Origin of the sequence: Microcoleus sp. FACHB-68 (assembly GCF_014695715.1) — a bacterium.
Taxonomy (GTDB): domain Bacteria; phylum Cyanobacteriota; class Cyanobacteriia; order Cyanobacteriales; family Oscillatoriaceae; genus FACHB-68.
Genome location: NZ_JACJOT010000008.1, coordinates 1345626 through 1360767, shown reverse-complemented (window position 1 = coordinate 1360767; position 15142 = coordinate 1345626). Strand labels below are relative to the sequence as shown.

Sequence of the window (15142 nt, the reverse complement as noted above, 5' to 3'; positions counted from 1 at the left end):
GCTTCTACTTCTAGATTAATCTTGGTAGCGACTTAACGATGCAAATTTAGCAGAAAAGCACCGCGCTCGCTACCTGCTTAGGTAATTACTGCATCATTGCATATCTGTTAAGTGGGCCGGTTTGAGGGAGCGGATACCTTGACTTATTGTTTTATTTGTGCGTATTCCTTACCTCGTGAAAAACCGCTTTATCTTGTACTTTTAGATGTGAACGTGAGGGTGTGAGGCTTTAAAACTACAACTAATTGACTGTATTACCGGCAGAATTTTTTGAGAAGCGATACAGATGCCGGCGCTGCTGATTTTGAGGAATTTCAATGATAAATTCTGTTCCCTCTTGAGATGTTGAAACACACTTCAAGACGCCGCCGTGCTTTTCTACCACAATTTGATAGCTAATACTCAGCCCTAAGCCGGGTCCAGAACCCACAGGCTTGGTTGTAAAGAACGGGTCAAATATTCGTTGCTGCACTTCCTTTCTCATGCCGGAACCGTTGTCGGCAATACGGATAATTATGCGTTCGCCGGTTGTAACTTCCGTGCGAATCCGGATGTGGGGAGTGGTTGAAGAATCTATCGTTTCATCTTTAAGCCAATGCCCAAAACGCTGTTCCAACGCATCAATGGCATTGTTAAGAATATTCATAAACACCTGATTCAGTTCCCCTGCATAACATTCCACTAGCGGTAAATTGCCGTATTCTTTTCTGACAGAAATGCTAGTTTGGCCGGCATCAATTTTGAGCCGGTTTTGCAAGATTAGCAACGTACTTTCCAAGCCTTCGTGAATATCCACTGGCTTCATGGAAGATTCATCTAACCGCGAAAAATTCCGCAAACTTAAAACAATTGTGCGAATGCGCTCAGCCCCCGTCTTCATCGACTCCAGTAATTTCGGCTGATCTTCCTTTATAAAATTAAAGTCAATCGCCTCTAGTTCAGCTTCAATTTCAGGCGTAGCTGTGGGGTAAGTCTGGCGATAAAGTGTGAGCAACTGTAGCAGTTGTTCGGTATATTCAGTTGCGTAAGCCAGATTTCCATGAATAAAATTAATGGGGTTGTTAATTTCATGGGCGATTCCAGCAACCAGATGTCCCAAAGAAGACATTTTTTCTGTTTGGATCAACTGAGATTGAGTCCACTGCAATTCTTGAAAAGTTTGTTGCAGCCGCTCATTTTTTTCTTGTAACTCCAGTGTTCTTTCCTGAACTTTCACCTCTAAAGTTTGACTGTATTCCTCCAATCGTTGATTAGCAGATTCTAAATGGGCATAGAGACGAGCATTTTCTAAAGAAATCGCCGCTCCAGAAGCAAGAAGCTTTAAAACTTCTAATCGTTGAGGGGTAAAAGCACCCACAGCCAGATTGTTCTCTAAATAAACTAAACCGATGAATTTTCCCTGGTTAGCAATCGCCATAGTCAAAACTGACTTCGGCTGGGTTTTAATGATATAAGCATCTCTTGTGAAAATTCCTTCACTAGCTGCATTGTTTAAAACGACAGGTTTTCGAGTTACTTTTACATAATTGAGAAGAGAGATAGGGAGATTCTGAAAAGCCGACACTGGCAACGATGGTAGCAAGATAGTTTCATCCTTACCCATCTCTCCTGATGCTTCTATCACCAACTCTCCATTGTTTTCTAAAATTAAATAACCTTTCTGCGCTCCAGCATTTTCTAAAGTGATTTTCATCAACTTTTTGAGCAAATTATCTATCACTATCTCTCCAGACAAAGCAGTTGTGGCTTTGATCACAGCTGCGAAATCCAGCACCTCCCCAGCCGCGCCCGTTGTCGAGGTCGTCGTTATATTTTCCTCGACACAAGCAATTTTACTAGCGAATATCCGGGCAACAATTTGGGGATATTGTGACTCTAAATCTTCAACTTTCGTTTGCGCTCCCCAGTGCACATAGCCGTAGTATGCAGATTTTATATAAGTCTGGCCAATTTCTTCTCTGCCGGCAGCTAAATAAAATTCTGCTGCTCGTTCGTAAGCCAGCGCTTCCTCTTGAATATAACTAAATTTTTTCGCGCCGGCAATGGCCTGGTCATAATGCTCCATTGCTTCCCAATTTTGTCCTAAAAGTCTGGCTTTTTCCGCTTCTACTAACTCATATTTATGTTTATAGTTGGATGGTGCAGATGACGCCCAAACTTTTAACTTTTCTTGATTCGATGCCACGATAGAAAGGCATTTTTCTTGCTCGTCTGCTTCAAGATTAGGATACTGAGCCAGTAGCGCCAGTGAGTAGTAAAAATTGTGAACGGCAACCGTCATGTGTCCCGGTGCGGAAATGCTATCTTTTTCAGCAATGGCAGCATTTTCAATCGCTGCTGCGTAATCTTTGAACAAGTAACAGAGAATTGTTTTTGCTAAATAAGTTACAAAAATCGACAGCCGATTATTCGTTTTTTCCAAATGAGGTAACATTTCAGTTTCATTGAAACTTTCACCAATTAATCGATATTTATCGGTGACATTTCCAGAAAGATTTAAAGCAAGCTGTCTCCAAATTTTCACATAGTTGATTTGAAATTCTTGCTTGAGTTTGAGCAAGAGTGCGAAGTATTCAGATTGAACTTTTTCGACAGTTTCTAAATACTCACCGACTAAAAATACATGAGCGCAACAGTTCAGCGCACAGTAACCGGCATATTCTAAATCTCCAGTTTCTAACCCACTTTGAACGCCTTCCTGTAAGGGTGCAATGGTTTCCCTAGCCAGCTTTTTCCAGTGTCGTGTCGTTACATTAAAGAGTGTGTAAACTTTAGCTTTGAGTTCTTTAGCGCGGAAACGCTCTAGCAGCTTAAGAGCAAGCTGCCCCGAATGATAGCCGGCATTCAGGTTCCCCAGCGCGGCACACAAAAGCAAACCATAAATACTGTAAACGTAAGCAGCCAGAGCCGAATGACCGTGTTGGAGACACAGATTGAGTTGAGTTAAAACAATGGGTAGAAACAATTCCGGCTTACCGTAAGAAGCCGGCCCAGAAATTGTGATGAGAAGCCGAAGCGCCGCCAATTTATCGGGAGCCGTCATTTCTGGAAACTGTTCTATATCTTTGAGGGTTGGTAACTCAATGATCTCCCTGCCGGCATCTGGGTGAGCAAGAGAAACCCCCAGCATTTCTACGACAAAAATTCCCGTATCGACGGCTTTAATTAATTGGTTTTGAGCGACATAAGATTGAATATTTAGCTCATAAACCTTGACTTTATCGAGCAAATTAGCTGCGTGTTGTAAAACAATATTGGCTAGCTGTTCAGACCGCTCGAAGTTAATATTTAAATATTCCGCTTCCACTGCTTTTACATAAAGTTCCAGTGTTAGTTCATACTGAGTTTGCCAGCTATCAGGCGTGAGGAGTTCAAGGCCAATATTTAAGTATTTGACGGCAGCTTCATACGCTGTTGCTGCCAGCGCTTTCTGACCGGCTATTAAATTTAAAGCAGCTAGCTCATCTTTTTCTGCCTGCTCCGCAAGTAAGTCTGTGCCAAAATTTAGTTGATTAACCAGGGCAAAAACATTTTCTTTTCGCTCTTCTGGGGTGGTGTTCTTTAGTAATAACTGGCCGATTTTAAAATGAGTGGCTTTTTTCTCCGATTCTGGAATGAAGGAGTAGGCGGCTTGCTGAACCCTGTCATGCAAAAACTTACAGTCAACCTTTGAATCTCTTAAGGGAATCGCGTTCAGTTCTTCGGGTAAAAAAAGCAGTGGTATTTTGTAATTTTGCGAGAGCGGCAGCAATAAACCGGCCTGAAGTGCCGGCCAAAGCTGAGCGGCTGTAATGGAAGCCGATTCCTCATTGATCACACTCAGAGTCTCTAAGTTAAACGAGTTGCCAATGCAAGCAGCTAACTTTAAAGCCGTCTGTGTTACTTCGGGCAATTTACTGAGATTTCTCGCAACCAGTTCGACAACATTGCAATCTGTAATGCCAATTCCTTGAATTTGCTCGTAGTCCCACTGCCATCTGCCGGTGTTAAAATCAAAGATTAGCAACTGTTCAGAATGCAGAGTTTGGAATAATTGTGTCAAGAAAAAAGGATTTCCTCTAGTTTTGTTAAAGAGCAACTGAGCAAGCAATTGTGATCGATTTGAATCCTTAAGGGTATCAGAAACAAGCTGATTGACATGACTAAGAGCCAAAGGCTGAAGAACAATCTGATTAACAGTCGCCCCACTTTGCTGAATATTCTCTAATGTTTTTATGAAGGGATGTGTAGGGGTAACTTCGTTATCTCGATATGCCCCAATCATCAATAAGTATTTACTATCAGGATCACATAATAGCAGTTGAATTAAATTGAGCGAGGCAGAATCTACCCACTGAAGATCGTCTAAAAATAGAACGAGCGGGTGGTCTTTTGTGGCCAAGACATTGATGAATTCTTTGAAAAGCCGATTGAATCTATTTTGAGATTCAGATAGCCCTAGCTGCGGAACATCTTGTTGTTTTCCAATAATCAGTTCAACTTCGGGAATAACATCAATAATCAGCTGACCGTTTTCACCCAGTGCGGCTAAAAGAGTTGCTTTCCAAACAGCCAGCTTTTCAGAGCTTTCTGTTAAAATTTGTTCTATCAAGGATTGAAACGCTTGAATGATCGCGGCGTAAGGAATGTTTTTCTTATATTGATCAAACTTGCCGGCAATAAAATAACCATGCGCCCCTAGGATAGGCTTGTGTATTTCGTTAACGACACTTGTCTTGCCAATCCCTGAATAACCAGAAACCAGCATTAATTCAGTCGTGCCGGTGTTAACTTCTTTTTCTTGCAGACACGCTACGCGATCAAAGGCGTCCATCAGGGTTTGCACTTCCCGCTCACGCCCGTAAAGTTTTTGTGGGATAAGAAGTTGACTCGATAAGTCTTTACCACCGAGTGAAAAGCTGTCAATTTTGCCAGTTGTTTGCAGTTGAAATAGACACTCTTCTAAATCAGCCTTTAGCCCTTCAGCCGTTTGAAATCGCTCTTCTGCAGTTTTGGACAGTAACTTCATCACGATAGATGAAACCACAGGGGGAATAAGAGGGTTTCGCTCACAGGGAGGCACCGGCAGTCTGGCAATATGACAGTGTAGCAATTCCATTGGATCGTTACTCTTGAAAGGCAGTTCACCCGTTAAGATTTCGTAGAAAGTAACGCCCAAAGAGTAAAAATCAGTGCGGTAATCAAGCGACCGATTCATTCTTCCAGTTTGCTCTGGCGAAATATAGGCGAAGGTGCCTTCCAAAGCATTGGTGTGAGCAATTGCGTGTGTTTCTTTATCAAGGCGTGATGAAATGCTAAAATCTGTAATTTTTATTTGATTAGTGCTGGGATTAATTAGAATGTTTTGCGGTTTAATATCTTTATGAATAATGCCTTTTTTGTGCAATTTTCCTAAAATTTCTGTAATTTGAATGCCAATTTGTAAAAATTCTTTTAAATTAATCTTTTTAGACCTCATAAATTCGGTCAGTGATTGCCCTCCAAAATCTTCCATGATGAGAACAAAACTGTTTCGATATCTTTCCAGACCTAAAAGCTTTACGACTCCGGGTACATCTAAGTTGTTTAAAATTTCGTATTGATGTTTAAAACTGGCAATATCCAGAGGATGAGGCAACTCGGCTGCCAGACTCTTAACGATAACCGGCTGTCGCTCTGGGTGCTTATACCCGCGATAAATAACTGTTTTTTGCCCTTGATAGATTTTCTCGGTTAGAGTGTATCCTGATAGATTCAGCATAATTTTGATATTTTTATTAAGTTGTTATTTGCAGTTTTTGTTGACTGTAGGCGCGTTAGCTCAGCTTACCCAGAGGGCATAGCATTCGGTGTCATAATTTATGTGTGAAGCAAAAGATAGATTACCCGAATTATCTGCCCCTACTGGGATATAAGTAAAAACGGGATTTTCTCTGAAATAGGAGGGATCAGGCTTCCCTCCCCGCTTTTTCAAATCCAAGAATCTCTCTCATTAAGAATTTCTTTTTGGTACTTTGTTTGAAAGCGCTGCTTTAAAATCGCCTGTGCAGTCTGCATTCCTGACATCACGGTTGCTTCGATACATCCCGAATTATAACCGTTGTTTATCCAGTCGCCCGTCAGATAGAGATGATCAAAGCCAGATTCATCTGTTTTGAGACGATATTTAGTGCTGCCGGGAACAGAAAGCACGTAACGATCTGATGGATTAATACCGGCTTGCCAGTATTGAGCATGATATCGTTCCTCTCCTTGGCGGTTTTCCAAATCAACAAGTAAATCCCAATTCAGTCCTTGAGGATTTTCTGCAGTTGTGGCTTTTGGCCACAGATGTCCGATATGATTTTGGAGGAAATTAATCGCCTGTTTATCGACTTGTTTCTGAACTTTTTCTGGGAAATCATATTCATGACTGGGGGGAATTCCCGGATCTGCAATTACACCTGTAAAATAGGCAACGTTATAGGGATAATGTTCGCTAGGCCAATTTTCTCGTTCAAGCAGAACGCTCATATCAGCATAGGTATCTAAAGGTTCGACGTATGCGCCCACAACAGGACTGGCGATTTTCCATCCCAGTTGCCGCAAATTGTCTTTGAGCCATATCTGCCCTCCCTGAGTTGCCACTGTCTGGATTTTTGATATCATATCGCGCCATTTTTGATTCGCCTGAATCAGTTCAGAGCAAATCGCCGGCAAACCGCCCAGAGAAATGCCGAGAACTGCGATATCAAAATCTTCGCCGGCTTTAAGATTCACTTCTTCCACATCAGTCCACGGACTCCAGAAAGATTCCAGATTGATGTTTTCTTGTTGCAGTTTTTCGCCTTCTTCGATTTGTTCGTATCGTGGCTCACTGGGCCAGCACAGCAGTCTTTTTACTTGAATTAACGGGTCGTATTCTTGATTTTTGTCTATCAAATTGACCTGCCGGCCAATGCTAATGCGCTCAATCGATTTCCCGTCTTCAGAAAGGTGGAGCTGTTTAACTCGATGAAAGAATTTAAACTTAACGCCTCGCCGCTTTAGCACCTTGTAAAGTGGGGCGAAGATGGTATCTCCCATGCCGGCCTGCATTTTCCACATAATCGCCCCTTTGTATTGGAAAATCACAGTTGTTAGGATGCGAATAGCTGTGCCGGCTGCCAGTTCGGGTTGTTGGATATTGCCTCCCGGAAAAGCGTAAACGAGATCGTATAACACCCGAACAAACGCTGAATTGAGGGTTGTTTCTCGTGCGCCATGTTTCCGCAGCCAATCTCTATAATCAAACTCATCTAAAGGATCTAGAGAGCCATGAAAAACTATCTCATCTGCGATTAAACCCCGGATATTGGCAGCGCCCAAATCTAGGAGAGTTACTAGCCGAAAAGTGTTAGCATCCAGCTCGATAGCTTGGTCTATTTTGAGCTGGAACCCCTCCATGAAGCGCTCGATGAGTTTTTTAATAATTCTGTGATGTTCGATGCGGTGAGTTCTGGGGTTGTTAGAAAGAGATTCGGCCAGTTTGTAAGCGAGATAAAGGAACGTTCCCTCAGAGGTTAACTCTGTTTTCTCCAAAATCGTTCCGATCTCTTTTGTAGTATTTTCAAACCACTCCCACCAACGTTCTGGTGAGTGAAGGAGTAACTGAACCAGCTTATCAGGAAAGTGAAAAAGTGCGGTTTCTGAAGTTAATTTTAACGTTGCCCAACCCAAGTCTATTTGTTTGATCAAGCGTTCTAACCACGTTGGGGTTGTTTGCAAATTAGAAACGCTATCAACTGACAGGCTAGAATTCAAAACAGTTAAATCTTCATAACTCTCATGCATCAATTTAAGTGTTGTCCAAATATGCTCCCATAAAGTAGCTATTCCCCCAGCTTCCCAAGGCAGTAATTTATTCGTGGGAAAATTGAGTGGCCATTGAACCCACTTGCCATTTAGATACTCTTGGAGAACAATCAGACTGTGGGGTTTGAAAGCATCTTCTACTGACGTAAATGGGCCATCATATCCCAGTTCATCGTAGCACTGCTTCATCACTTGAAAAGCATTCTGGTAAAATCCAAAAAAGATATGTAATCCGTGTTCTTCAATGCGATAGTTTGGTTCGCAATAGGGTTCGTGAGGCCGCACGTTGCGTCCGCTTGCCCCCTTACCACCCAAACGCCAACCTGTTTGATAGATAGTAATGTCGTAATTAGCATTCCATCCCGGCTGGTTGGTGAGTTCAAATGCTGTTGTTAGGGACGCCATTCCTCCTCCTAACAACACAATTTTTTTGGTTTCAGTAGCTTCAGACATTGCTATTTATGTGTTTAATTTGTGAGGACGGCTGCGATTGAAAATTTAGGACAAACGGTTAAAATTTTGCTGTGTTTTACTGGCAACTTGATTTTTCAGAAGCTTTCCAAATTACTTTGGCATCTTCAACTGTGAAGTCAAAGTTCAGCTCAAACGCCAGCTTGACTGGTAAATTTATCGGGTCTTCTGCCGGCATTTGGCCTCTTATTAACCCCAATTCGCTGACAATCGGGTGACTGGCAAAATTGTAGATGCTAACTTTAAATTTTTCGCTCAAGCCACCAACACTTAGCAGCCGGCCCCCATGAAATCGTGAGAGTTTCATCGGAATTTCTAAAATTTCTTGGTAACAAGCTTTTTGGCCATCTTTTGCATCGCGGAACTGCTTTAACATAACAACCGGAACTTCAGCTTCGATGAGATATTCTAGTAGATGAATTGGCAAGCCTAAGCCGGGAATTTCGATAGTATTGTTATCCCCTAACAGCAAGTCTGCGATATCTCTAACAGCCTCGTTATAGGTTGCCCAGATTTTAGGAGATTGAGCTTCGCTGTTCTTCTTTATGTGTAAAACTTCGATCAGTTTTTCCCATTTTGCCTCGGTTTGCGCGGTCAGCGTTTTCCAGGTATGAGCGTGTAAAGTCAAGCATTCGGGTTCCGTATTAGCCGGCGGAATTTGAAATCCTCCGAGTTCTTTGGGAATTCCATAAACTTCACGTCCCGAAACTAATGCCGGTGAATTACTGACAAAAATATAAGGGACAAACCAAGCCATGCGGTCTACTTTAAACACCGGCCCGATTTGTTGGCCAACCATTGTCAGCATCCAAATCACAACTTCTTGCTCGTCAATATAACCCCTATCGCGGTCGGGTTTATCTCTTGAACTTAAGGATTCTAGGGTTCCAAAGGTCAGAATAATATAATGGGTCGCTGGCCGGTAGTGAACTTTTCCGTTAGCTGGATCGTTGAGATATTTATCACACAGTTGTTGTAACTTGTGCAGACTTCCTTCTAATACAAAGCCATAAAGGTTCGTTCCTTTGATATCGAAAGGCTGACGAAAACATTGCTCACTGGCACGTTCGATGTAATCATGAGATTTTGAAGCCGGCTTATTTTGGGGGAGCAACGTTTCCACAAAGTTTAGAGCTTCTCGCTCCAAAAGTTCACCTTTTTTAGCTAATTCTTGGACAACTTGATCCAATTCTTGCTGGACTTGGGTGAGATTGTCTTGTCGTTTTTGTGAGTTTCCCAGCAGTTCGATCAAGCTAAGAGCACCTCCCAAAGCGACGCGAAAGCCTGTCTGCAAAAGTTGAGTGGGACTGTTAGAATTCATTTATTTTGTGAAGAATGAGGGTTTAATTTTATTTAGAGAAAAATTTTAACAAAAAAGGTTTACTAAGTTTCTAAATTTAAGAGACAATCGTTGGAGCAGATTACTAAGGTTATTTTTGCTACAATTGCACAACCCGCTTTTTTGATTTCCATCTATTAAAGCACGTTTTTTTTGTAGCCAAGGAATTCGCAATATTTTTTAAAGTAATATCTGAACAAGAATCAACTTATGTGGATGATTTAACATTTTTGGGAATAGATGAGAAGCAGCAAGTTTTGTGAGAAACTTGATTTTAGATTAACCGACCAAAAAGGAGTGACAGTGATTGAGCAATAAAACTGCCGGCAGACGATAAAATGAATCAGCCTGCCGGTGTTGCTTTTAGTGAATATAAAATTTTATCTAAATAAATATTTTTGAATTGAAAGCACGGCTATAAAAGCAAAGTCCACCCCTGCGGACTTTAAATCTTACAAATTTTATAGCCGGCTTGCCAATAACCTTGATTTTTATTGCCTCAGAATTCGCTTCTGAAAGCCCACCGAAACGTTTACAAACTCCGCAAAGACGCCCGCTGTTCTCGCCCAATTTGCAGCACCCACTCTAGAACTTCTGGATACTCTTCAAACTGAGATTTCTGGGATTTGTAGAGTTGCAAGGCAATATTTAGTGATTCTTCATTCAGACAAGATTTGAGTACCGGCACCCAACCTTTTGCCCACTCCCAAGCACTATCTAGCCCCGCATTTTGCTCTTTTAAGTCTTTCACCCTGTACTTTTGCTCATCTAAGTAATCCCGCAACCGCTCCCGCTGTATTTCTGAGTAGCGATAGGTTTCCAAGTCACTTTCTACGAGCAAAATTAGTTCTTCTAAAACTCGCCAATTATCACAGTTAGAGAGTAATTCCTTTACTGCTTCCAACCAGCACGGCAAGGAGCGATAGCTGCCAAACCGGCCTCCCTCACCCGACACGACAATTAGAAACAGCGCCGCCCATTTCCAGGCATCTTCTGGTGTTTCGTCTTCCGGTTTAGGCCGGGGAAAATAAAGTTGCTCGATCGGCCTTCTCACCCCCTGAGCAATATCAGACAGGGTGATATTAAGGGTGCGGGGTTCGATGAGATCTATTAAGCGCTTATTATTCATCATTCATGCCTGCGTTGACTCTGCATTTCTGCTTGGGGATTCACTTGAATTCAATCAACCGAATATTTGTTTAAATACGTCGGTGAAACAACTTAGCTTTCCAATTTTTGGAGAGCGAGCTTTGTTTGAGTCTTCGCTCGGAACTCCCTATATTCTATGGGAAATACCCCTCACTCAAACGAGTGAATTTACTGATTTATATAGGCTTTAAATTTACGCATTTTGTAGGGTTTTACAACCTTTTTAATTATAGCGCAAATCGACTCGGTTTGTTGCTTTTTAAATCAACATTTGAGAGAAAGCAAAAAATCTAATTGGGACTTTTTATTGACAAACATCGAGTTGATTAACTTATAAAATTGGAAGAAATCAAAAGTTTATTTAATACTTTGCTGGCGAACGGCCTCTGGGGAGTGCTGAGTCCTGAGTGGGAGAGTGGCTGAAGAAAAGCAGGCGCGACACCATTTGAGGTAGGTTGGGCGCAGTGAAACGGAGGGTTCTCAACTCAACGTTTCAAATGCTTGTCAACGTTAAGTTTCGCGTTGCTCTAGCCGACAGACTTATCTATAGGATTAATCTTGCAGCAATGCCTGAAACTGCTCAGAAGCGCGAATCGCATCAAAAGCCGGCTCAGCGGTGGCTGGCTGCCGGTACTCATCAGGACTCAGCTCAAACGCTTTTTGCAGGTGTTCGATTGTCCGCCGCACATCACCTTGTGAGGCATAACAGCAAGCCTTGCCATACCAGGCATCGGAGACATAGGAATCGAGTTCCAGCGCTTGATCATAGCTGGCAATGGCATCGCGAGTTCTGCCTGAAAGCTGCAACGCCAGACCCCGATAAACCCAGGCGTCTGGGTAGTCGGGTTGAATATCGACGGCGCGATCATAACCGGCAATAGCATCCTCATACCGGCCTAACCACAGTAAGGCATCGCCCTGCCGGTAAATGGCCCAATAGTCGCGCGGCCTGAATTCTAAGGCTTTGTCATAGCTGGCAATGGCATCTTGATAGCGACTCAGGCCAAACAGTGCGATACCCCGCCTGTACCAACTCCAGTAGTCTTTTGGCCTGAGTTCCAAAGCTTGATCGTAGCCGGCAAGCGCTTCCTCAGATCGGTTCAAGTTATACAGGAAAATGCTTGCCCGGTGATACAAAGCCCAGTAGTCATCCGGTCGAATTTCCAAAGCTTTGTTGAAGCTGGCAACGGCGTCGCGATACCGGCCCGCATTACGCAATGCATGACCCCGCTGATACCAACTCCAGTAGTATGCCGGTTTTAGCGCCAACGCTTTGTCATAGCTGGCAATGCCATCGTTATACCGGCGTAATTCTGCCAGTACGTTTCCACGCTGATGCCAAGCGCGGTAGTCATCTGACCGGCAGGCTAAGGCTTCTTCATAGCTATCAAGGGCGTCCTCATAAAGACCCGCCTGCCGCAGGGCATTCCCGCGCTGATACAAAGCCCAGTAGCCATCGGGCCGGCATTCCAAATTTTTGTTATAACTCGCCATTACGTCATTATGACCGCTAGGGATGCGTAGCGCGTGAAAGGCTTGATAGGGACTCATAAAGACAGCGGTACACGGAATAGCTTCTAATTCTCAGTATATGAGAATTGGGAGTAGCTAGGGACTAGAAGCTAAGGACTAGGAAGGACAGAGGGCGTGAAAATCCCCCATGCCCAATCCCCCATGCCCCTATCAATCATTCCCCTCGTTACCTTCTATTAACGTCAAAAACCGATTATCTCTGCGAATGGCGTTAAATTTTGCGTCTTTTTTAGCAAGTTTGCTGTAAAGGTCAGGATTTTGATTGATGGCGTAGCGCAAGTTTTGGATCGCCTTCTCAACATTACCCAAACCGGCATAACAGCAAGCCTTGTCATAACACGCTTCCGGGTCATTCGGTTTCGTTTCCAGGGCTTTGTCAAAACTGGCAAGGGCGTCTTCAATGCGACCTAAGCGTTCCTGGGCCAGACCTCGCCGATGCCATGCCCAGTAATCATCCTGCTTGATTTCTAAAGCTTGATTGTAGCTGGTAATTGCGGCTTCATAATCGCCGGCATGACGCAGCGCTTCCCCACGCCGGTATTGTGCCCAGTAGTCATGGGGTTTGATGTCTAGGGCTTTGTCGAAGGAGGTGAGGGCATCTTCTAGCCGGCCTAAATCATCTAGGGCGATGCCGCGCTGATACCAAGCCCAGTAGTCATTTGGTCGTAATTCTAAGGCTTTTTCGTAGCTAGCGAGAGATTGTTCGTAACATTTTAAGTCTTGTAAGGCGATGCCGCGATGATACCAAGCCCAGTAGTCATCCGGGCGCACTTCCAGGGCTTTGTTGTAGCTGGTAACCGCTTCTTCATGCCGGCCTAAGTCGTCGAGGACGTTGCCGCGCTGATACCAAGCCCAATAATCATCCGGTCGTAATTCTAAGGCTTGGTCGTAGCTAGCCAAAGCGTCTTCAAGCCGGCCTGCATTGTGGAGGACGCTACCGCGTTTGTAGTAATCCAGATACTCATTTGTGCCGGCTGCCGGTGCTTGCTTTTCGCCGGCGTTCATGGCTGCCGTGGGGGTGGGGTCTTCTAAGACGCTACCCTGTATTTCCAAGGCTTGAGATTCTTCTTTGTGGCTCATCTAAACCCCCAGCAGTAGTGCAATTTTGAATTGAGTATAAGGGGAACTGAACTTTGAAAGTGTTACCCTTAAGCACAATCCAAAGTGAAGGGAAAATAATTTTGAATGGGTGAATTTTGAATGGAAGAATCTCTTTTAAAATTCACACACTCACCCATTCAGAATTTCTCTTCTCAATGGTGACTTTTTCCTGCAATCAAAGCCTGAAATTGTTCGGATGATCGAATGCTGTCAAAATCTGAAGTATTGCCGGCAAGATGCCGGTATTGATCGGGATCGATCAAAATTGCTTGTTCTAATTTCTCAATTGCCTGTTGCACATTTCCCTGTAAGGCATAGCAGCAAGCTTGACCGTACCAAGTATCCGGTTCTTCCGGTTCAATCTCCATTGATTGATCGTAACTGGCAAGGGCGTCTTCAATGCGACCTAATTGCCGCAATGCTTGGGCGCGGTTGTTCCAAGTCCAAGCTTCGGGATAGTCTGGGGGGCATTTTAAAGCCTGATCGTAGCTGGCAATCGCATCGTCGGCACAGCCTAATTTAGCAAGGGCAATGCCTCGGTTATTCAGTGCTCTGGCGTAATCAGGCCGGCGGGCTAAGGCTTGATCATAACTGGCAATAGCCGCTTCGTACCGGCCTAACTCATCGAATGCCATGCCCCGGTTATTCCAGGCTTCTGGATAGTTTGGTTGCCATTTTAAAGCGTGTTCGTAACTGGCAATGGCCTCTTCATGCCGGCCTAAGTGGCCCAAGGCAATGCCCCGGTTAAACCAAGCTTCTGGGTTGTCGGGTTGAATTGTGAGAAGTTGATCAAAGCCGGCGAGGGACTCTTCCGGGCATTCTAATTCATCTAGGGTAATGGCGCGGTTGAGTAAAGCTTCTGGGTGATTGGGTTGCAATTCCAGCACTTTCTCGAAGCTGGCAATGGCTTTTCCGTAACTTCCTAAATTTCCCAGCGCTAAGCCCCGCAAATACCAAGCTTCGGTGATTTCGGGGTTAATATCGAGGGCGCAATCATAGCTAACGAGGGCGTCTTCATGCCGGCCTAAATCGTCGAGTAATTGAGCGCGATTGTACCAGCCGGCAGCGTCATTGGGTCTCATTTCCAGCACTTCGCTGTAGCTTACCAAAGCCTCTTCATAGCGTCCCATCTGGTGCAAGGTTTCACTGCGCCGGTAGTATGCCCAGTAGTCCCACCAGCGGTTTTCAATGGCTTTCTCAAAACTGGTGAGGGCATCTTCATGCCGGTGCAAGTCATACAACGCCACACATCCCCGTTTATACCACGCCCAGTAGTCTTTGGGCCGCAGTTCCACCGCTCGATTGTAGCTGGCAAGGGCATCTTCGTAGCAGCGTGCGTGCCGGTAAGCCTCGCCGCGCTGGTAAGTTGCCCAGTAGTCGTCCGGGCGCAATTCCAAGGCTTTTCCAAAGCTGGCGGCTGCTTCTTCGTGCCGGTTTAATTCATCCAAAGCGATGCCCCGGTTATACCACACCCAATAGTCTGCCGGTTCCTGTTCTAAAGCTTTGTCATAACTGGCAATCGCTTCTTCGTAGCGGCCTCTATCCAGAAAAGCATTACCTTCCCGGTATAAATCCCTATTGCTATTTGGTTCTAGCTCTAATTTTTCATCGTGGATTGCACTCACGTTAGTCATACCTCCTGTATAAACACCCACTCTAGATCATCACCCCGAAAGCCTTAAAAAACTTCATTTTTTTTTAAATCTTCAGTATTTCTAAAGGTTAAAGATTTGATGA

At 44.0% G+C, this 15142-nt stretch carries 7 protein-coding genes; all 7 read right to left on the bottom strand.

What is annotated here, in order from left to right:
* Positions 1 to 241: 241 nt before the first annotated feature.
* Complete coding sequence (locus tag H6F73_RS14290; RefSeq protein WP_190759372.1) at positions 242 to 5740, bottom strand: ATP-binding sensor histidine kinase; 5499 nt, start codon at positions 5738 to 5740, stop codon at positions 242 to 244.
* Positions 5741 to 5949: 209 nt separating this feature from the next.
* Positions 5950 to 8265 carry an NAD(P)-binding protein gene (locus H6F73_RS14285; RefSeq protein WP_190759371.1) on the bottom strand — a complete coding sequence of 772 codons (2316 nt, stop codon included), beginning with the start codon at positions 8263 to 8265 and terminating at the stop codon, positions 5950 to 5952.
* Between the two features lie 76 nt (positions 8266 to 8341).
* Positions 8342 to 9604 carry a hypothetical protein gene (locus tag H6F73_RS14280; protein WP_190759370.1) on the bottom strand — a complete coding sequence of 421 codons (1263 nt, stop codon included), beginning with the start codon at positions 9602 to 9604 and terminating at the stop codon, positions 8342 to 8344.
* 550 nt (positions 9605 to 10154) lie between these two features.
* Positions 10155 to 10754 carry a hypothetical protein gene (locus H6F73_RS14275; RefSeq protein ID WP_190759369.1) on the bottom strand — a complete coding sequence of 200 codons (600 nt, stop codon included), beginning with the start codon at positions 10752 to 10754 and terminating at the stop codon, positions 10155 to 10157.
* Positions 10755 to 11323: 569 nt separating this feature from the next.
* The gene (locus H6F73_RS14270; RefSeq protein WP_190759368.1) at positions 11324 to 12322 is read right to left on the bottom strand and encodes a tetratricopeptide repeat protein; all 999 of its coding nucleotides are present in this window, start codon (positions 12320 to 12322) and stop codon (positions 11324 to 11326) included.
* 132 nt (positions 12323 to 12454) lie between these two features.
* Entirely contained in the window at positions 12455 to 13384 is a 930-nt protein-coding gene (locus H6F73_RS14265) for a tetratricopeptide repeat protein (protein WP_190759367.1), read from the bottom strand.
* Between the two features lie 173 nt (positions 13385 to 13557).
* Positions 13558 to 15039 (bottom strand): tetratricopeptide repeat protein, encoded by a 1482-nt coding sequence (locus tag H6F73_RS14260; RefSeq protein WP_190759366.1) that lies wholly within the window; start codon positions 15037 to 15039, stop codon positions 13558 to 13560.
* Positions 15040 to 15142 lie beyond the last annotated feature (103 nt).

Bases quoted from the DNA above. Each gene is read 5' to 3' on its own strand.
- H6F73_RS14290 (WP_190759372.1), bottom strand. From the start codon at position 5,740: ATGCTGAATCTATCAGGATACACTCTAACCGAGAAAATCTATCAAGGG.
- H6F73_RS14260 (WP_190759366.1), bottom strand. From the start codon at position 15,039: ATGACTAACGTGAGTGCAATCCACGATGAAAAATTAGAGCTAGAACCA.
- H6F73_RS14275 (WP_190759369.1), bottom strand. From the start codon at position 10,754: ATGATGAATAATAAGCGCTTAATAGATCTCATCGAACCCCGCACCCTT.
- H6F73_RS14270 (WP_190759368.1), bottom strand. From the start codon at position 12,322: ATGAGTCCCTATCAAGCCTTTCACGCGCTACGCATCCCTAGCGGTCAT.
- H6F73_RS14285 (WP_190759371.1), bottom strand. From the start codon at position 8,265: ATGTCTGAAGCTACTGAAACCAAAAAAATTGTGTTGTTAGGAGGAGGA.
- H6F73_RS14265 (WP_190759367.1), bottom strand. From the start codon at position 13,384: ATGAGCCACAAAGAAGAATCTCAAGCCTTGGAAATACAGGGTAGCGTC.
- H6F73_RS14280 (WP_190759370.1), bottom strand. From the start codon at position 9,604: ATGAATTCTAACAGTCCCACTCAACTTTTGCAGACAGGCTTTCGCGTC.